The following is a 19,556-nucleotide window of genomic DNA, read 5'->3' as shown; positions in this document are numbered from 1 at the left end:
TTTTAAATCTCTTAGAACTTCACAAGAAACATGGGATGATTTATTGTATATCTCATGCCAAACAATCAAGTTCAAATCAAAGATTTATATCAATCCTGTGATGAAAAAAAACTCGGCTTTAAAACCACCGATGATTTAAAAGATTTAAAAGAGTTTTTGGGGCAAAAACGTGCCATTGAAGCTCTTGGTTTTGGCGTGGGTATCCAACGCAAAGGTTTTAACTTATTTGTACTTGGAAACGCTGGCACAGGTAGACACTCCGTGGTTAATCGCTATTTGGATAAAGTGTGTAAAGAACAAGAAACCCCCATGGACTGTTGTTATGTGCATAATTTTGATGAGCCTGATCAACCTAAAGCTTTATTGTTACCTCCGGGTTTGGGTAAAAAATTAAAAGCAGATATGCATCAAGCTGTAAAAGATCTTAAAGTGGTAATTCCTGCAGCGTTTGATGATGAAGCATACCGACGTAGAAAAATGGATATAGAAGAATTTTTCCGTAAAAAACGCAGAGATAAATTTAAAGTACTTGAAGAAGACAGTGAAAAACAAGGGATTGCGTTAATGGAAACCCAAACCGGATTTGTTTTTGCACCAAAAAAAGACAACAAAGTGGTGTCAGCTGAAGAATTTGAATCTTTGCCAAAAACCCAAAGAAATAAATATGAAAAAGCCATAGAAAAATTGCAACAAAGATTAAAAGAACTGTTGCAAGATTTACCTAAAGCCAGAAAAGAAATTAGGCAATCGCTCAAGAAACTAAATCAAGATACAGCAGAATTGGCTGTAGGGTACCTGTTTGATGACTTGTCTAAAAAACACAAAGCCTTTGACCAAGTTATTCAGTACTTAAAAGATGTTAAAGAAAACATTATTGAAAACATAGATGACTTTTTACATAAGGATATTGAAGCTGGTGAAGAGCAGGCAGCCGATGAAGAAGAAAAACTTTCTTTTAGGATTTATGATGTCAATGTCATTGTAGATCATAGTAAAACCAAGGGTGCGCCAGTGGTTTATGAAAGTCATCCCACTTATCCAAACTTGGTTGGGCGTATAGAGCTTAAACCGCAAATGGGAAGTTTTATAACGGATTTTCATTATATTAAAGCCGGAGCATTGCATAGAGCCAATGGCGGTTATTTGGTTTTGGATGCGCATAAAATTTTGATGCAGCCTTTGGGATGGGAAAGTTTAAAACGGATTTTAAGAACCAAAGAAATCCGTATTGAATCCTTAAACCAAGTGTACCATATGGCAACCACCGTGACCTTACAACCAGAAACAATTCCTTTGTCCATTAAAGTTATTCTGATTGGAGATAGGCAAATGTATTACATGCTCAGTCAGTTGGATCCTGAATTTAATGAGTTGTTTAAAGTGGCTGTGGACTTTGAAGATCAAATTCCTGCAAGCACAGGGAATATTAAACAATACAGTCGTTTGTTAGCAACGATGGCTCGTAAAGAAAATATGTTACCGTTGACAGCCTGTGCAGTTGCACGAGTGATAGAACAAAGTCACCGTTTAATTGATGATCACCGTAAACTTTCAGCCAATATTTTGCATGTGGCAGATATTTTAAGAGAAGCAGATTATTGGGCTCGTAAAGATAAAAAGAAAATAATAGCAAAAGAAGAAATACAACAAGCCATAGATACGCAAATACATCGTGTTGCAAGAATTAGAGACAGAATGCAAGACAGTATTATTGAAGGTACTAAGCTAATTGATACCAAAGGAAAAAAAGTTGGGCAGATCAATGGTTTGTCAGTGATAAGTATTGGGCACTTTGCTTTTGGACAACCTACTAAAATATCTGTGACCAGCTCCATGGGCAAAGGACAGGTGGTTGATATTGAACGTGAAGCAGAGCTAGGTGGATCAATACATACCAAAGGCGTAATGATTATTACGCAATTGTTAGCGTCCAGGTACTCGCAGGATTTACCTTTATCTTTGTCTGCAAGTATTGCTTTTGAACAGTCTTATGGCATGATTGATGGTGATAGTGCTTCAACGGCAGAGTTATGCGCTTTAATTTCATCATTGTCTGAAGTCCCCATTAAACAAACCTTTGCTGTAACAGGCTCTATTAATCAAAATGGTGATGTACAAGCCATTGGTGGTGTGAATGAAAAAATAGAAGGTTTTTTTGATATATGTGAACAACGTGGGCTCAATGGTGAACATGCGGTAATTATTCCAGACGCAAATGTTAAAAACTTAATGTTAAGAAAAGATGTGGTTGAGGCTATTAAAAATAAAAAATTTGCAATTTATGCTGTAAAACATTTGGATGAAGCCGTTGAGTTGTTGACAGGTGAAACGGCGGGAAAAATTAATAAAGATAAAACCTTTCCTGCAGGAAGCGTAAACGAAAAAGTCCGACAAAAATTAATGGCCTACGCACAAAAACGTTTTAACTTAGATAAAGTCATAGCGCTTTAATTTTATAAGTATCACTTGATTAATAATGATTAAAAAACCTATCTATTACTTAATTCATAGATAGGTTTTGTTTTATCTGCTTCGTCTTGGACCTTGTTGATATAAGTTCTGGCGTTGATCTTTGTAAGATTCTGGTAACGGCATAAGCTTACTGGATATGGTTTTATTTTTACCATCACGTAAAATATCAAATTTAATACTGCTGTTTACAGGGGTTTCAGAAAGTAATTTGCTTAAGTGACCTGAGTTTTTTAAAGTTTTATTGTTGTATTTTACAATAACATCACCCGGGTTAAAACCAGCTTTTGCTGCTGGACCGTTTTCAAACAACGCTCTTACAATCACTCCAGAAGATTTTTCAAGTTTTAATGCTTTTGCAATGTCAGCTGTAATGTCTTGGTAATGCAGGCCCAACCATCCGCGCTCAACTTTTCCATGTTTAATCAATTGTTCCATAACATACTTGGCCATATTAATGGGTATAGCAAAGCCAATACCTTGATAACCACCACTTTTAGAATAAATAGCAGTATTAATGCCTATCAATTCACCATTAAGATTAAGTAAAGCACCTCCTGAGTTTCCAGGATTGATGGCAGCATCAGTTTGGATAAAGTCTTCATAGTCAACAATACCCACATTGGCTCGACCTTTGGCACTGACAATTCCCATAGTGACAGTTCCACCTAAGCCAAAAGGACTACCAATGGCTAAAACAGTTTCAGCCAAGCGTAAATTATCTGAATTACCTAATGGCAAAGGTTTAAAGTTTTCTGGGAGTTTGATTTTAATTAAAGCAAGGTCCGTGTGTGGGTCAGTGCCAACAACACTTGCTTTATGTTCTGATTGATCAGTTAAACGTACGGTAATTTCATCTGAATTGGCAACCACATGGTTATTGGTCAAGATATGGCCTTCAGCGCTGACAATAACCCCTGAGCCTAAACTTTGTTGTCTACGCTCTTGAGGAACACCAAATGGATTTTGACCACGACCAAAAAAATGTTCAAAAAAAGGATCATTAAAAAAAGGTGATCGGTTGCGATAACGAATAATTTTCGTAGAAGCAATATTGACAATACTGTTGACACTGTTTTCAGCGATTTCAGAAAAAAGATTAGGTTTTGTTGCAATGTATTGTGATAGCAAAGGGTTAATCGTGTTTTGTTGAGCAACCGGTTGCCCTAGATTTGAGTCATTGGTTTTTGAGTGTAAGTATGTTTGATGGGCAAACAAGGTGATAATAATGGTTGAAATGACTAAAAGAATATTTTTCATGGCTACTCCTTGGGCAAGCAAAACAGAATAAGTCCTTGCTTGATTGCGATGACTATAATAAACAGCCAAATCGAGATGTCAACAAGCTTATGTTTTGGATAATGAGATAATGATTGCGCAGAGATATTATTTTGATCAAGAATCGGTCACAACTGGCAATAATGTAGATGTTTTATTGGGTGGAGAAGAGATTTTTCCAGCATTGTTAAAGCTTATTCGCAATGCAAAATACAGAGTCTATTTGCAAATTTATGAGTTTATCAATGATCAAATGGGGAAAACGGTAGCGGATGAATTAATTGCTGCTGCCAAAAGAGGTTGTGACGTTAGATTAATTTATGATCACTGGGGAAGTGCATTATCCAGCAATCGTTTTTTTGAAGCAATGAAAAAGCAAGGAGTTAAGGTCAAATGCTACCATTCTTTTTTATCCAAAGATGTAGGTAAAAAATATTTTAAACGCAATCATCGTAAAACTCTTATTGTGGATAGTAGTCATGCCATGTTAGGTGGATTTAACATTGCGGATAAATACGCAAAAGAATGGCGCTTAGGAGGAATCCATGACTTTAGCCTGTTGCTGGATGGGCCGGTATGTCAGCAAATTTATCATTACTTTGATGAGGTTTGGCAGGCAAAAAAACTCAAATTCCCTCGATTAAAAGGTACAAAAAAAGAACGCCGTAAACAAGCACGTAAGTTTGAGGGGCAACAAGATGTCAGAGTTCAAGGTAACAATCACTTTACTTATAGGTGGCGCATACGCAGGGACTTTTTACATGCCTTTAAACAAGCCAAAGAAAGTATCTGGATTATTAATCCTTATTTTATTCCTGATAAAGCGATCATAAAGCACTTAATAAAAGCCGTTGATAGAGGGGTTGATGTTAAGTTGATTGTGCCAGAAAAAAGTGATGTCCGTTTTGTTGATTATGGATCTAGAGTGGTTTTACATAAGCTTATTAATGAAGGAATCAAAGTTTATCATTGGCCTGGATTTTCGCATGGTAAGGCCATTTGTGTTGATCGAGTATGGCTATCATTGGGAAGTTATAATTTTGATTATCGTAGTTTGTTGCATAACTTAGAATTGGTTGCTCATACCAGTGATAAACAGTGTGTTGAGCGCTTTGTTCAATTTTATGAAAACGCAGTTAGCGAGATTTGTCAAAAGCAAGATGATCAGTCGTGGCAAAAGATGTCGATTATACAAAAATTACTGAGCATGCTTTTTTATCGTTTTAGAGCATTTTTATAAACCAAAACTTTGATCCAAGCTACCATCAGTATTTAAGCGGGTAAAGTAGTTGACTTTTTGGTTATTGAAGTGCGTAAACATACCACCGACTAAAACTTTACCATTGGATTGTTGGTCTAGCGAGTAAACAATCATTGGACCATCGGTTGTTTCTGGAAAATCTGAAGGATTCCCTGAAGAGTCAAAGTCCTGTCCTGGGCTATGAAATCCTAAATTGCTGTATGAGAAAAAGTCTTGATCTAAATTACCATGGATATCCATTTTGGCGATACCATCAACCTGGACACCATACAACTCCATACCACCTGCTATCCAAAGGCTTTGCTCATCATTATCGTATAAAAGATCATAAAGTGCGTAAATAGATCCATCGTGGGAACGCTTAAAAGCAGTGTTTAAAGAGCCATCGTTTTTTACAGAACCTATGCCATCCATCAGGGTTTGATTGTAGGTGTAGGTATTGTCTTCATACCAACTGACAGCACCGGCTGCAACGATGTTTTTACAGCTTCCTTCTTGTTCAAAACCAATAGGACTTTCTGAGGCGCAGGGAATTTCTTCAATAGCAATAACTGGATTAATCAGTGAAGACCTGTCAGTAGCTTGTCCTGCTTGATCACCATTAAAAAATGCAGCGTCTAAACCTCCGTTTGGATTCAGTTTGGTTAAATTACTTAAAGCAACGTTATTGTAGTGGGTGCCTCCATGGCCTACTAAAATACTTTGATCATCTTTAACTTTGATCGCCATAACACCACCATCAAAACCAACATTTCCAGAGTTAAAGCTTGCATCTACAATACCATTAGAGTTTAAGCGGACCAAGCCACCTTGTGTATGACCATCGTAAGTTGAAAACCTACCACCCACTAAAATTTTACTGCCTTGCAAGGCAACTTTAATAAAATAGTGGTCTGTATTGGGCGTGTTGTGGAAGCTTGTATCTAATGTACAGTCAGCATTGAGTTTAGCAATACGTTTTGCGGGTTGATTGCCATAGCTCATGAATAAACCAACAACAATCATGCTTTGATCTGGAAGTAGTGTGACGTCCATAACGGTATTATCAAACTTAGAATACAAACAGCTTTCATCTAAAGAACCATCAGCGTTAAGACGCAGAAATCGCCCCACTTCTAATGGGCCATATTCAGTAAAATTACCAGCTACGATGATTTTATCATCGTTTCTTACAGAAACATGCCTTACGATATTGTTAAAATGATAGCTCCTATGAACAACTGATTCTTCACCGTTTAAGGCCGCATTTATTTTTCCACCACAAGATGTTAGGAGCAATGTTCCCATCAATAGTGAGCTCATTAAGCTAGAAAGCAATTGAAAGGTTATTTTTTTTTCTTGTTGCATAGCCTTAAAGTGAGCAATTTTTAGGCCATGATAGTCTTAGACTAAGATATTAATATTATTTAGTTTTTATCTAGGGTTAGCCTGCAAAAAAGTCATTTTGCGCAAATATTGCATAGTTTATGTTATTAATTGAAGAATAAACTTCCAATGGGCTGAGCTTACGGGTTGAACCGATAAGCGTTGGCCTTTTTGTAATAAAGGCATATCTGCAAGTTCTGAGTGTTTTTTAAGTTCATCCAAACCAATGGCTTGCTTAAGCTCTTGCTCTAATTGAATGTCCACACAAAACCACCTTGGTTTATTGGGATCAGCTTTGCTGTCATAGTACTTGCTTTTTTCATTAAATTGGCTTGGATCTGGATAAGCTTCTTTTACTACTTTGGCAATGGCAACAATACTGGGTGGCTTTTCCTGTGAATGGTAGAAGAACACCTTGTCACCAAGCTTCATTTGATCACGCATAAAATTGCGGGCTTGGTAATTTCTAACCCCATCCCATAAAGTTGTTTGTTGTGGGGATTTTTTAAGATCTTCTAGAGAAAAAGCATCGGGCTCAGTTTTCATTAACCAATAATTCATATTTTTTTTCTACCAAACTGATGAATTTAAGCAAAAAACTTTTGTGCTTTTAAAGCTTTTGTCTTGTCAAGATCTTGAACAGCCGTTATCTTCTGGGCCAGTTATGGCACAAACAATATTAAAAATTAAAAATTTAAATAAAACCTATGATGGTGGTTTTGAGGCATTAAAAAATATTAATTTGGAACTAAAACAAGGGGAAATACTGGCTTTGTTAGGACCTAACGGCGCGGGTAAAACAACTTTAATCAGTGCTGTCTGTAGTTTAATTAAAGTTACCTCTGGACAAATTACAGTCAATGATTTGGATATTGTTGATGATTATAGAAAAGTTAGGCAATTGATAGGCTTGGTCCCACAAGAGATAACCAGAGATTTATTTGAAAAAGTAGTGGATACAGTGAGTTTTTCAAGAGGTATTTTTGGTTTAAAAGCCGATGCAGCTTATATTCAAAAAACTTTAGAAAGCTTATCCTTATGGGAAAAAAGGAATGAAAAGTTAGGTGCACTATCTGGAGGCATGAAACGAAGAGTCATGATTGCTAAAGCTTTAGCGCACGAGCCTAAAATTTTATTTTTAGATGAACCTACAGCAGGCGTGGATGTTCAGCTCAGAGAAAGCATGTGGCGACAAGTGGATGAACTAAGAAAAAGTGGGGTTAGTGTTGTATTGACAACACACTATATAGAAGAAGCTGAGCGCATGGCAGATAGAATTGCAGTGATCAATGAAGGTGAAATAATTGTAGTAGATGATAAAGCTTCATTGATGGGTAAATTGGGCAAAAAAAGTTTAACTATTTTTCTTAAAACAGCATTACAGACCCTTCCGGAAAATTTAAATCAATACGATGTTAGTTTATCTGATGACGGGTCATCAATAACCTATACTTATGATATTAGACAAAAAAATGTAACCAGCTTTTTTAGATGTCTAGAAGATTGTCAGTTAATCATTGATGACATCAAAACTCAGGAAACATCTTTAGAAGAAATTTTTGTTAAACTTGTGGAGAAAAAATGAATATTCAAGCCATTAAAGCCATTTATAATTTTGAAATGAAAAGAATGTGGCGGACAGCCATGCAAAGCATTGCCTCGCCAGTAATTTCAACTGCTTTGTATTTTATTGTATTTGGTTCAGCTATTGGTTCAAGAATGCAGGATATAGATGGCGTGAGTTATGGTTCTTTTATTGTTCCTGGCTTGATTATGTTATCTGTATTAACCCAAAGTATATCCAATGCATCTTTTGGCATTTACTTTCCACGTTTTACTGGAACAATTTATGAAGTGTTATCTGCGCCAGTTTCATATGTAGAAATTATTATTGGTTATGTAGGGGCAGCTGCCAGTAAATCATTGATCATTGGGACAATCATTTTGTTAACATCTTTCTTTTTTGTGGATCTTTATATTAAGCATGTTTTCATTATGATTCTCTTTTTGTGTTTAACCTGTATAACCTTTAGTATGTTAGGCTTTATTCTTGGTTTGTGGGCGGATGGTTTTGAAAAACTTAATATTATCCCAGTATTAATTATTACACCCCTAACGTTTTTAGGCGGTAGTTTTTACTCCATTAAAATGTTGCCAGAGTTTTGGCAAAAAGTTTCTATGCTTAACCCAGTGGTTTATTTAATCAATGGTTTTAGATGGAGCTTTTATGAAAACTCTGACTTTAGTGTGTGGTTAAGTTTAAAAGCTATTGCAGTGATGTTGGTTATATGTATTTTAATTATTCGTTGGATTTTTAAAACAGGATATCGTTTAAAGAGTTAATGAAGTAGTTTCTCAAAGTTATTGGTTATTCCCAAGTTTTGAACCCAGAGTGTCTCCAAAGCAAGGTGGGTCTTGATAAGCTCTATATTGGTTGCGGCAAGATCTTGTTCTCTAAGGTTAACCAATAAAAAATTACTATCACCATTTTCCCAACGGATACGTTCTGCCTGAGCAAGCTTCTTTGCAATTGTAACTTCTTGTTGAATAACCTTCAGTTGTTTTTGCGCAGTATTTTTTGATACAAGAATTTGTTTATAAGCATTATTAAGCTTTTCTTTCTCTGCTTGATAAGAAAAATTAAGTTCTCTTAATTTACTTTTTGCTTTTAAATAGGTTGCTTTATTTTTTCTGTTTTGCAAAGGAAAAGAAAAATTTGATGATATATCGAATTCTTGAGGAGCAAGTGATTGTGAACCAGTTCCAAGGTCTTTACTGTATTTAGTTTTAATTTTTAAGTCAGGTAAACGCTTAATTTTTAAATACTGCATGGTTTGGTCAATAATTTTTTTTCTAAAAAGAAAGATGCTAAGACCTGGAAAATTATTTATAGCAGAACTGTCTGTGTCCTCGAAACTCAAAGCCCCTTCATCAATTTCATCAGGCTCTAGTTTAAAGGTATCAGGAGTATATTGAATATTTCCTTCAGAATTTCTCAAGAAAAAAAGAAGCTCTATGATGGCATTGTCAAGAAGTTGTTTTGCTAACAGCACTTTCCTTTCTCTTTCAAAAATATAACGTTGGTTTTCTTCAATATAAATTGTTGCAAGGTCTCCAAATTTATTTCGTTTTATCAAACCTTCTTGTCTATTTTGTGCAAGAGCTAGTAGATTTTGATAGGTGTTAAAAATTTTGACATATGCTTTCCACTTAAAAAAAGCTTGAGCAGCTTTTTCTTGAAAAAAAATTTTCACAAGCTGAGCTTGTTGTACTTCAATGTTATTTTTAAACTCTGCCTCTAGTATGGCAATCTTTCTCGGATCAGTTATAAAAGATTCTAAGATTGACCATTCAATTCCAAAGCTCATCTCTCCTTGGCTCAGTGTCTCAAGATGACCTTCATAGTCAGGAAAGTTGCCATTGCTTTTTTTAAACTGTCCGTATAAATTTATACTAGACCATGGTAGACTTTGTTCAAAAAAAGTAGAAAAATAGCTGCCATCGTAAAATCCATTTGCTGCGTAATTGTTTTCAAAATTAAGTTTAGTGTCAAAAAAACTTTTAGCAATATTAATATCCTGTTCACTTTGTTTTATTTTTTCGTACTGGCTCATCATTTCTGGATGAAACTCACTTGCACTTTTAAGCAGTTGTTTTAAAGACAAATAAGAGTTATTTTTTGCAAAAGCAAATTTAAAAATTAGGGATAAAAGTATAATTGATCTAACTAGCATTACTTTACAGAGCCCAGGGTATCTAAGTTTTTATCAACTGCAATTGGAAAACCATTAAATCTTCGCCATAATTCATAACCCAATGTTACTTCATCTAAAGTAACCCAAGCATGAGCTCTTGTGCCTTGACGTAAGAATCTTTCACTAGGCCAAGGTCTTTCTGATAAATCAGGTACAATAATGGCTCTAAATTTACCATTTTTTTCTTGTGAAGAGTCCGTAGACCAGACAGTGCCTGCAAATGTGCCAATGGCAAGAGAAGGCCAACCAGTTGATTGAACTGCTGGCCAACCTTCAAATTGAATTCTTACTTTTCTACCAGCATAGACCAATGGAAAATCATTACCGTCAATAAAAATTTCTACTGCACGCTGTTGAGTTTTTGGTAAAAAACGCGCAACCTTATCTCCTTTTTTGATAATCAGATTATTTGACCCAGGGATGACATATAAAACTGTTCCATCAGATGGTGCTTTAACTATTCTTAGTTCTTGTCTTGAAAGAGAAACTTCAGACTTAGCTAGTTCAGCCTCATCTTGAGCTAATTGTGATAAAAGCTTTTTGTAATTTATTGTGGCATATTCAAAATCTTTTTGTGATGCTAAGCCTTCTTTGTATAACTTTTCTTGACGTAAAAAATTATTTTTTGCTGTTTGAGCAGCAATTTTGGAAACATCTACTTTTTTGCGCTTTGCTTGAGTTTCTCTAGTTAGTCGGTTTATAAGAAGAGGATCATTGTCAATAATTTCAACAATAGGGTCACCTTTTTTTACAATACTGCCATCTTTAACATACCATTTTGATACGATACCATCGACAAAACTTTCTAGATCCTGAATTCTATCGTTTGGATCTAAAGCAATAACGTGGCCATCTCCTGCGGTTGTTTGCTGCCAGGGAACAAAAATTAATAAGAGTAAAAGTAATGTAAATAAACTAAAGGTGCTGATACTTAGGAACCATATAAATTTAGGAGATTGGATTAAATCTTTGGTTTTAAAAAATTCTGATTTCTCTGTGCTAGAATTAAACTCAATATTCATTTTTTCTTTCCCATTTTAGTGAAACAATTTGGTCATATCTTTTTGAATTGGTCGGTTGTTTATCAAAGTGTAATACAGTCCAAGAATGCTCGCTAGAAGTAATATAATCTAAAACTTTATCTTGGCGTTCTTTTGAAAGTAATTGAAAGGATTCATTTAAAATTAATACTTTAGGTTTTAAAAGAATTGCTCTGGCAATATCCAATCTAGGTAATTGACTTTTCCATAAAGGTGAACCATTAGGAAGCATTAATGTATTGAGTTGTTTGTTAAAAGTGCTAATGCTTTCTTCCAATTCTAAAAGTTCTAAGACTTTATAAATCTCTTTGTCATCAATGTTAGATAAACCTAGGGTTAAGTTATCTTTAATACTACCTTCAATAAAATTAGGGTAACCACAGTCGTATATATTTAGTCTTAAGTCTTGAATGGGGATGTTATTGGATTTTTCATTGTTAATAAATAAATGACCACTGCCTGTGTTATTTTGACCAAAAAGATGATCAAGGAGAATTTCTTTACAAGAACTCTCATTGACATGAAAATAAACTTTATTTTTGAAAGGGATATCCAAAGATAATTGAAAGTATTTATCTCTATTTGAAATATAAATGTCTTTGATTGAAATATCAATTCTATCAAAGGAACGAATTTTATTGTTTTTTTGTTCAATTTTAAATGAGAATAAATGAGATATTTTTTCGCAGGCAGCAACTAAATCATAAAATAGTTCAAGATATTTAGAAGATTTAGAAAGGTTAATCAAAATACTGGTCACAATAATTTCAGCAGCAACCAACTGTCCCAATGAAAGTTGATTTTGATTAACCAAGTAACCACCTAAACCTAATAATAAAGAACTTGAAATAGCAAACAAAGTAGTGAGCATGATTGTTTGTGCTAAAAGGTAAGTGAAATGTTGTTTTCTTTTTTCTACGTAAGAAGAGATATAGTTTTCAGACTTTTGATAAGTAATGGTTTTAACCTTAGTTGCAGCGAGCAGTTCATAAGCTTTACTTGACTGTTCTAACCAATTCACAAATTTATACTTTGCTTTGGATTCATTAATAGCGGTTTGTATTGCTTTTTGTCCAAAAAAAAACCATATGCAAAAAAGATATAGGATTAAAAAAGCATCAAATGCCAAGAATAAAGGGTGATAAAAAGCAATAAACAGCAAGCCAATAGTCAATTGTAAAAATAAAGCAAAGCCGTCAGTCATTAAGGTTGCTAAACTTTTTTGCAAAGTAAAAATATCAAAAAAACGATTGATTAGTTCAGGTACATTTTGATTTTTATAAAGTTCTGCTTTTGCTAAATAAATTCTATTGGCTACTTCAGAGCCCAGATGAGCAAAAACTTTTCTATGAAAAAGGTCAATAAGCCATGTTTGCAAAACTTGGAAAATAGCAGAGCTAATTAAAACAATAAACAGAAGGATGCTAACAACTGCTATAGGTTGATTGAGTGAGGTAAAACTGATGCTATTAACCAATGTTTGCACTGAAAGAGGAATAGCAAGACTTAGAACAGAGACCAGCAAACCAAAAAAAAGAATATTGAGAGCAAAATCTTTACTGTTTTTGATAATCAATGCAAAAAGGAGTTTTAGAGTTTTTAAGGGTGCTGAGTTTGTTGTTTTCATTTTTTATCTTCTAGACTTATTAATTGAATAAGATCTTTGATTTTACAGTGTTTTTCTATTTTGTGTCTTAAGGGTTTATTTAAGTTTAAAGTATAAGTGTTTCTACGTCCTTCTTTTTTTGATTTTATGTAGTAAAACGCTTCTAGTTCTTTAATGATTTTATGAACAGCACGTTCTGTAATGCCTACAGCAGTTGATATATCTTTCATGGTTATATTTGGATGTTGATAAAGTATAAACAAAACATGGGCATGATTAGAAAAAAAAGTCCATTGAGACGATATCATAAATTATAATATAGCATATTTTTTCATGAAATAAAATTCATATATTGAGTTTTTAAAAAATATTTTTTTTATATGAGTAATTATTAAAGTTTAATAAAAAATTGCGTTCAATCAATGCTGGTAAACGTACATAATGTACAAGAAAATAATATTTGTTATTTTACTACAAAGAGTAAATAAGCTTTTAAACTGACGCTTACTTCATCTAAAATTTAGTGTAAAGAAAGTATCATAAGTAAAATCATTCTACTTTCTACTCTAACTAATAAATGTTATTTAGAGCAGGCAATGAATAAGAAACTTATAGCTTTTGATTTAGGTGGTCATAATTTACGTGCTGCATTAATTGATCAAAAGCTTAATATTTTACAAAAAAAATCTGAACGAACCGTTGCCAGCCGTAAACTTTCAGATGTGATTGAACAGATAAAAAAGCTTTATCAGGGCTTGGCTAAAGATACAAAGTTACCCATTAGTTTGAGTATTCCAGGCTATGTTAAAAAAGATCAAACCATTGCCTGTGCACCTAATTTTCCGCAATGGATTAATATCAAGATTATTGATCAAATATGTCAAGCCATGGACCTAGCTATAGAACAGTGTCATACGCTCAATGATGCTAATGCAGTGATGTTGGCGGAACAAAAATTAGGGAATGCACAAGGAATCAATGATTGCTTGTATTTAGGTATTGGAACTGGCATCGGTGGAGCCATTGTATCTGATGGTCAATTATTATTGGGCTATGACTCAATGGCTGGAGAATTGGGGCATATGTCCATTCAAATGGATGGTCCACTGTGTGGGTGTGGCAACCGTGGTTGTATTGAAGCGTATATTTCAGCATCTGCATTAGAAGCCAAGCACCAAAAAAGTCTTAAAGTCATCGCTGACCAAGCAAGAAAAGGTGAAGAAGCTGCCCAGCAAGTTTATCATGATTTGGGAAAGCATCTAGGGGTAGTTATTGCTTCATTGGTCAATATTTTTAATCCTCAGCGTATATTACTTGGTGGGCGGGTGAGCCGCTCAAAAGATTTGTTTGAGAATACAATGTATGAAGAGCTAAAAATACGTTTAAAAAACCATCCTGGTAGGGATGTAGAAATCATGCTGGCCCATTTAGGAGATGATGCAGGTATGATTGGTGCTGCCGTCGGTTATTTTTCAAAAAACAAAGGATAAGATCCCAGAAAATATTCAAGAATTTCTTGCCAATCTTAGTTTGAGCACATACAAATCTTTGCATGAGTTATACTTATTTAAAAAATATTTTTTGTGCCCTAGTTTTAAGTTTTTCTTATTATAGCTTTGCAGGTGAAGTTGAAGTCCTACATTGGTGGACTTCTGCAAGTGAAGCAGAAGCCGTTAATGTGCTAAAAAAATTACTTGAAAAAGAAGGTCATACTTGGAAAGATTTTGCGGTAGCCGGTGGCGGCGGTGAGAATGCTATGACTGTTTTAAAAAGTAGGGTGGTTTCAGGTAATGCCCCAACAGCAGCGCAAATTAAAGGACCTGCCATACAAGAATGGGCCAGCATGGGTGTAAACGCAAATTTAGATGCAGTTGCCAAAGCTGAAAATTGGGATAATAAAATCTATGGTCCACTGATTGACCATCTTAAATACAATAAACATTATGTAGCTGTTCCCGTTAATATTCACAGAGTTAACTGGTTATGGGTCAACCCAAGCGTCTTTAAAAAAGCTAAGGTTAAAGTACCCACAACATGGCAAGAGTTAGAATCTGCAGCACAGGCCCTAGAAGACTACGCAGTTAAAAACAAACTGAAAGACTTTACGCCAATTGCGCATGGTGGGCAAAACTGGCAAGATGCAACCGTATTTGAAGCCATTGTATTGTCTGAAGGAGGCTCTAAACTGTATACAGATGCGTTTATAAATTTAAAAAAAGAAGCTTTAACTGGTGCGGCTATGCAAAATGCCTTTAAAAAACTAAGAACCTATAAACAATACACGGATAAAGGCAGTACAGGGAGAGATTGGAATCAAGCAACAGCCATGGTTATTAAAGGCAGTGCCGGTATGCAAATCATGGGAGACTGGGCCAAAGGTGAATTTGTGAAAGCCGGTAAAAAACCAGGTGTAGATTATTTATGTGTACCTGTACCAGGCACTCAAGGTGATTTTACCTACAACGTAGACAGCTTTGTTATGTTTAAAAATAAAAATCCAAAATCTGAGGCAGCACAAAATGCTATGGCTAAGTTGATTTTACAAGAAGAGTTTCAAAAAATATTTAACACCAATAAAGGCTCTGTACCTGTAAATAAAAATATCAAAGACAGTGAGTTTGATGCTTGTGGACAACAATCTATTAAAGACATTAATGCCAGCATCAGTAAAAAAAGTTTTCTGCCCAGCATGGCGCATGGGATGTCTAGCTCACCCGCAGTACAGGGAGCAATTTTTGATGTTGTAACCAATTTCTTTAATTCACAGCAGTCTGAAAAAGAAGCCGCAGAAAAACTTTATCAATCAATAAAGGCCAGTCAATAAGTTGAAAGTTAAGCTACATCGTCTCTGGGAGAAATCTGTTGCTAAAGTAATGATTTCTCCAACACTTTTAATGGCAGTGGTATTCATCTACGGATTTATTGCTTGGACGGTATGGCTATCCATGACCAACTCTACTTTATTACCCAGTCACACGTTTGTTGGTCTTGAACAGTATGATAAACTTTTTCAAAATGATCGCTGGTGGATTGCCATTAAAAATCTGGGAATTTTTAGTAGCTTGTATGTAGGAATATCCATTGTTTTAGGTTTGGTCTTGGCTATATTTTTAGATCAGAAAATTAGAATGGAAAATACCATTCGAAGCATCTATTTGTATCCAATGGCATTATCTTTCATTGTCACAGGTACAGCCTGGAAATGGATGCTCAACCCAAGTCATGGGGTAGAAAAAGTTTTACAAAATATGGGTTTTGCTAATGCCAGTTTTGATTGGCTGGTCAATCCAAAGATGGCCATTTATACCGTGGTCATTGCCGCGGTTTGGCAGTCTTCTGGTTTTGTCATGGCTTTATTTTTATCTGGCTTAAGAGGTGTAGATGAAAAAATGATTCAAGCCGCACAGATTGATGGCGCCAATACCTGGCAAATCTACCGTAAAGTAATCATTCCAAGCATGTCCCCTGTATTTTTTAGTGCCATTATGATTTTAACCCACATCGCCATTAAAAGTTTTGATTTGGTCATGGCTTTAACGCAAGGGGGACCAGGTTACGCAACAGAGTTGCCTGCCACCTTTATGTATACCTTTGCCTTTCAACGCAGTAAAATGGCCATGGGCTCAGCCAGTGCAGTGATGATGTTGATGGCAGTTATGGCAATCATTGTGCCATTTGTTTATGCACAAACCAAGGAGTCAAAGTAATGGTACAAAACTCTCAACAAAGAAATACACTGATACGTGGCGTAATATACAGTGTCTTAGTTTTGATGGCTTTGTATTATTTGGTTCCTTTTTTAGTGATGTTGATGACCTCATTTAAAAGTATGGCTGATATTCGCTCGGGCAGCTTATTGTCTCTACCTACAAGCATTGATTTATCTGCTTGGTTTAGAGCGTGGGATAGCGCGTGCGCAAGCATTGCTTGTGAAGGCGTTAAACCTTATTTTTTCAACTCTATTAAAATTGTTGTGCCAGCAGTTGTCATATCTACAGCCATTGGTGCCTTGAATGGGTATATATTTTCTCATTGGAAGTTCAAAGGGTCTGATATTTTTTTTACAGCACTTTTGGTGGGGTGTTTTATTCCTTTTCAAATCATTATTTTACCCATGGCACAACTTTTAGGAAAAGTGGGCTTGTCTAACTCTTATTGGGGATTGGTCCTGGTGCATGTGATTTATGGTGTTGCTGGTACCACTTTGTTTTTTAGAAACTACTATACCAACGTACCATCAGAACTTGTCAATGCAGCAAAAGTTGATGGCGCGCATTTTTTCAGTATTTTTTTTAAAATCTTATTGCCCTTGTCAGGACCCATTATCACTGTAACGGTTATCTGGCAGTTTACCCAAATATGGAATGACTTTTTGTTTGGGGTCATTTTTTCTAGTGCAGACACACAACCCATTACAGTAGCATTGAATAACTTGGTCAATGTATCTATGGGAGAAAAAGAGTACAACGTACATATGGCAGCAGCCATTATTGCGGCTATTCCAACGCTATTGGTTTATATTTTAGCGGGTAAGTATTTTGTTAGAGGCTTAACCGCAGGTTCAGTAAAAGGATAGATAAAAAATGACACAAGCTTTGCAAATCAGCAATTTAAATAAATCTTTTGGACAACAACAGATTTTAAAAGATATTAATTTATCTTTGCAAGCAGGAGAATTTTTAATTTTGGTTGGCCCCAGCGGCTGCGGAAAAAGTACTCTGCTCAATTGTATTGCAGGTTTAGAAAAACCAGATTCAGGGGATATTTTTATTACCGATAAAAATGTAACAGAGCTTCTACCCAAAGATAGAGACATTGCCATGGTGTTTCAGTCTTATGCACTGTATCCTAACATGACTGTAAGAGATAACTTAGCCTTTGGCATGAAAATGCGCAAACGTTCTAAAGAGTACATTGATAAAAGAATTGATGAGGTAGCTAAGTCACTGGAGATAGAACATCTTTTAACCAGAAAACCGGCTAAACTTTCTGGTGGGCAAAGACAACGGGTGGCTATGGGTAGAGCTATGGCCAGGACGCCTTCTTTGTTTTTGTTCGATGAACCTTTGAGTAACTTGGATGCAAAATTACGTGTGGGTATGCGCAAAGAAATTAGGCAACTGCATGATAGTCAAAACTGTGCCACAGTGTATGTGACCCATGATCAAATTGAAGCCATGACCTTGGGAGACAGAGTAGCTGTTATGAAAGAGGGTGAAGTGGTACAGTTGGATACTCCAGAAAATATTTATGCGCATCCGGTCAATACCTATGTTGCGCAATTTATGGGATCTCCAAGCATGAATATTGTTGAAGCCGAAATTAAGAACAATGGTCAAAAAAAGTTTTTTAATCTTCAAACAACAGATGCAAACTATCAACTGGATGCACCAGAAGCGTTGTCAGACTATAAAAAAGTTTTAGTTGGAATTCGTCCAGAAGATATAACGTCTAAACCCAGTAGAACTTTAAATCCTTATGAAGTTAAAAGTAGTGTTGAGTTTACGGAGCCAACGGGGGCAGATACCTTGGTGCATACTTCTATGAATGGTAAACAAGTGGTTGCCCGCTGCAGACCAAAACATGTTTGTGCAAAAGGTGAGAGCATGAGTTTTTATTTAAATCAGGCTAAATTTTTATTTTTTGATCCTGCTACAGGTGAAAAAATTTAATGAATTGCGTCGTCATTTAAATCTCAAAAGGTACGGCCTACCTTTTGAGATTAGGAGAAATGAGAATGAATAAAGCAATTTTGTGTGAAGATGGTCAAAAACGCTGCCGCTGGTGTACAGCTACTCAAGAGTATATAGATTACCATGATCACGAATGGGGTTACCCCGTGCAAAATGACTTTACTTTGTTTGAAAAAATATCTTTAGAAGGCTTTCAGTCTGGTTTGAGTTGGAGAACAATTTTGGTCAAGAGAGAAAATTTCCGTAAGGCTTTTAAACAATTTGATTTTTATAAAGTGGCCAAGTTTACAAGCAAAGATGTTGAAGCATTATTGAAAAATGAAGGGATTGTGAGGCACCGAGGTAAAATTGAAGCAGTGATTAACAATGCAAAAAAAGTTCAAGCGTTGGTTAAAGAGTATGGTTCTTTTGCCAGTTATGTTTGGCAATATGAAAGCAAACACCTAGGCAATGATACAATAGTTGTATCAACATCTGCTGAATCCATTGCTTTATCCAAAGATTTAAAAAAAAGAGGTTTTAAGTTTGTGGGCCCCACCACCATGTATGCTTTCATGCAAGCCATGGGATTGGTCAACGATCATGCTAAAGATTGTCAGTGGCGTAAAAAAGTAGCCACCGCAAGAAAACAATTGAAAAAGGTAGGTTGATGCAAAGCAAGTTTAACAACCCAGCTGTAGCAGAAAAGTTTAATCAGTATCCTAAAGAGTTTAGAGTTCTTTTATACAAGCTTAGGGAACTTATTTTTGCAGTTGCTAAAGAAAATCCTGTCATTGGTGAGATTGAAGAAAGTTTAAAATGGGGAGAGCCCAGTTATAGAGCTCAGGATAAAAAGATTGGGACCAGTATTCGTTTGGCCTGGAATAAAAATAAACCCAATCAATGTGGGATGTATGTTCATTGCCAAACCAATTTAATTGAGCAATACAAAATACTTTTTGATGATATGTTTGAATATGAAGATAAAAGAGCCCTTATTTTTTCAAAAACAAATGTAATCAATAATCGTGTCCCCATAAAAGAATGCATATATTTGGCATTAACGTACCATTTGAATAAAAAATCTAAGTAAATAGATATGCATAAAGA

At 35.4% G+C, this 19,556-nt stretch carries 18 protein-coding genes; 11 read left to right on the top strand and 7 right to left on the bottom strand.

All coding sequences use genetic code 11. The features are described from left to right. The first annotated feature begins 54 nt into the window (after nt 1-54). Nucleotides 55-2,451 (top strand): ATP-binding protein, encoded by a 2,397-nt coding sequence (locus PKC21_06290; protein ID HMR24944.1) that lies wholly within the window; start codon nt 55-57, stop codon nt 2,449-2,451. A 72-nt stretch (nt 2,452-2,523) separates the two neighbouring features. Here the strand turns inward: PKC21_06290 and PKC21_06285 are convergent, their stop codons facing one another. Next, nucleotides 2,524-3,729, bottom strand: coding sequence for a Do family serine endopeptidase (locus tag PKC21_06285; GenBank protein ID HMR24943.1), 1,206 nt, complete (start codon nt 3,727-3,729; stop codon nt 2,524-2,526). Between the two features lie 109 nt (nt 3,730-3,838). Between PKC21_06285 and PKC21_06280 the strand changes: the two genes are divergently transcribed. Then, nucleotides 3,839-4,987 (top strand): phosphatidylserine/phosphatidylglycerophosphate/cardiolipin synthase family protein, encoded by a 1,149-nt coding sequence (locus PKC21_06280; protein ID HMR24942.1) that lies wholly within the window; start codon nt 3,839-3,841, stop codon nt 4,985-4,987. On the opposite strand, the gene PKC21_06275 is transcribed toward PKC21_06280, so the two are convergent. Continuing rightward, complete coding sequence (locus PKC21_06275) at nt 4,982-6,355, bottom strand: delta-60 repeat domain-containing protein (GenBank protein ID HMR24941.1); 1,374 nt, start codon at nt 6,353-6,355, stop codon at nt 4,982-4,984. The two genes, PKC21_06280 and PKC21_06275, sit on opposite strands and share 6 nt — an antisense overlap. Before the next feature lie 117 nt (nt 6,356-6,472). Then, a complete protein-coding gene (locus tag PKC21_06270; protein HMR24940.1) occupies nt 6,473-6,934 on the bottom strand; it encodes an EVE domain-containing protein in 462 nt (153 codons plus the stop codon). 103 nt (nt 6,935-7,037) lie between these two features. Between PKC21_06270 and PKC21_06265 the strand changes: the two genes are divergently transcribed. Next, the gene (locus PKC21_06265) at nt 7,038-7,958 is read left to right on the top strand and encodes an ABC transporter ATP-binding protein (GenBank protein HMR24939.1); all 921 of its coding nucleotides are present in this window, start codon (nt 7,038-7,040) and stop codon (nt 7,956-7,958) included. Continuing rightward, a complete protein-coding gene (locus PKC21_06260) occupies nt 7,955-8,716 on the top strand; it encodes an ABC transporter permease (GenBank protein ID HMR24938.1) in 762 nt (253 codons plus the stop codon). Before PKC21_06265 ends, PKC21_06260 begins: the two co-directional genes overlap by 4 nt. Here the strand turns inward: PKC21_06260 and PKC21_06255 are convergent. The 4 genes from PKC21_06255 to PKC21_06240 are packed head-to-tail and all read right to left on the bottom strand — an operon-like array spanning nt 8,713 to nt 13,082. Then, nucleotides 8,713-10,107 carry a TolC family protein gene (locus PKC21_06255; GenBank protein HMR24937.1) on the bottom strand — a complete coding sequence of 465 codons (1,395 nt, stop codon included), beginning with the start codon at nt 10,105-10,107 and terminating at the stop codon, nt 8,713-8,715. The two genes, PKC21_06260 and PKC21_06255, sit on opposite strands and share 4 nt — an antisense overlap. After that, nucleotides 10,107-11,150, bottom strand: coding sequence for an HlyD family efflux transporter periplasmic adaptor subunit (locus PKC21_06250; GenBank protein ID HMR24936.1), 1,044 nt, complete (start codon nt 11,148-11,150; stop codon nt 10,107-10,109). Before PKC21_06250 ends, PKC21_06255 begins: the two co-directional genes overlap by 1 nt. Then, nucleotides 11,140-12,795, bottom strand: a complete 1,656-nt coding sequence (locus tag PKC21_06245; GenBank protein ID HMR24935.1) for an ABC transporter transmembrane domain-containing protein — start codon at nt 12,793-12,795, stop codon at nt 11,140-11,142. The genes PKC21_06250 and PKC21_06245 overlap by 11 nt, the downstream gene beginning before the upstream one ends. Then, nucleotides 12,792-13,082 carry a MarR family transcriptional regulator gene (locus tag PKC21_06240; protein ID HMR24934.1) on the bottom strand — a complete coding sequence of 97 codons (291 nt, stop codon included), beginning with the start codon at nt 13,080-13,082 and terminating at the stop codon, nt 12,792-12,794. The genes PKC21_06245 and PKC21_06240 overlap by 4 nt, the downstream gene beginning before the upstream one ends. Before the next feature lie 288 nt (nt 13,083-13,370). On the opposite strand from PKC21_06240, the gene PKC21_06235 reads away from it, so the two are divergent. The 7 genes from PKC21_06235 (at nt 13,371) to PKC21_06205 (ending at nt 19,539) form a co-directional block, all read left to right on the top strand. Further along, nucleotides 13,371-14,264 carry an ROK family protein gene (locus PKC21_06235; protein ID HMR24933.1) on the top strand — a complete coding sequence of 298 codons (894 nt, stop codon included), beginning with the start codon at nt 13,371-13,373 and terminating at the stop codon, nt 14,262-14,264. 62 nt (nt 14,265-14,326) lie between these two features. After that, nucleotides 14,327-15,598 (top strand): ABC transporter substrate-binding protein, encoded by a 1,272-nt coding sequence (locus tag PKC21_06230; protein ID HMR24932.1) that lies wholly within the window; start codon nt 14,327-14,329, stop codon nt 15,596-15,598. A gap of 49 nt (nt 15,599-15,647) precedes the next feature. Continuing rightward, the gene (locus tag PKC21_06225; GenBank protein ID HMR24931.1) at nt 15,648-16,481 is read left to right on the top strand and encodes a sugar ABC transporter permease; all 834 of its coding nucleotides are present in this window, start codon (nt 15,648-15,650) and stop codon (nt 16,479-16,481) included. Beyond that, the gene (locus PKC21_06220) at nt 16,481-17,350 is read left to right on the top strand and encodes a carbohydrate ABC transporter permease (GenBank protein ID HMR24930.1); all 870 of its coding nucleotides are present in this window, start codon (nt 16,481-16,483) and stop codon (nt 17,348-17,350) included. Before PKC21_06225 ends, PKC21_06220 begins: the two co-directional genes overlap by 1 nt. A gap of 7 nt (nt 17,351-17,357) precedes the next feature. Then, complete coding sequence (locus tag PKC21_06215) at nt 17,358-18,446, top strand: ABC transporter ATP-binding protein (GenBank protein HMR24929.1); 1,089 nt, start codon at nt 17,358-17,360, stop codon at nt 18,444-18,446. A 65-nt stretch (nt 18,447-18,511) separates the two neighbouring features. Beyond that, nucleotides 18,512-19,117 carry a DNA-3-methyladenine glycosylase I gene (locus tag PKC21_06210; GenBank protein HMR24928.1) on the top strand — a complete coding sequence of 202 codons (606 nt, stop codon included), beginning with the start codon at nt 18,512-18,514 and terminating at the stop codon, nt 19,115-19,117. Continuing rightward, the gene (locus PKC21_06205; protein ID HMR24927.1) at nt 19,117-19,539 is read left to right on the top strand and encodes a DUF1801 domain-containing protein; all 423 of its coding nucleotides are present in this window, start codon (nt 19,117-19,119) and stop codon (nt 19,537-19,539) included. Before PKC21_06210 ends, PKC21_06205 begins: the two co-directional genes overlap by 1 nt. The last annotated feature ends 17 nt before the right edge of the window (nt 19,540-19,556 follow it).

The organism is Oligoflexia bacterium, from assembly GCA_035326705.1.
In the GTDB taxonomy this organism is placed as follows: domain Bacteria; phylum Bdellovibrionota_G; class JALEGL01; order JALEGL01; family JALEGL01; genus JALEGL01.
The sequence above is the reverse complement of the archived record's forward strand: the minus strand, read 5'-3'. Positions and strand labels throughout refer to the sequence as shown.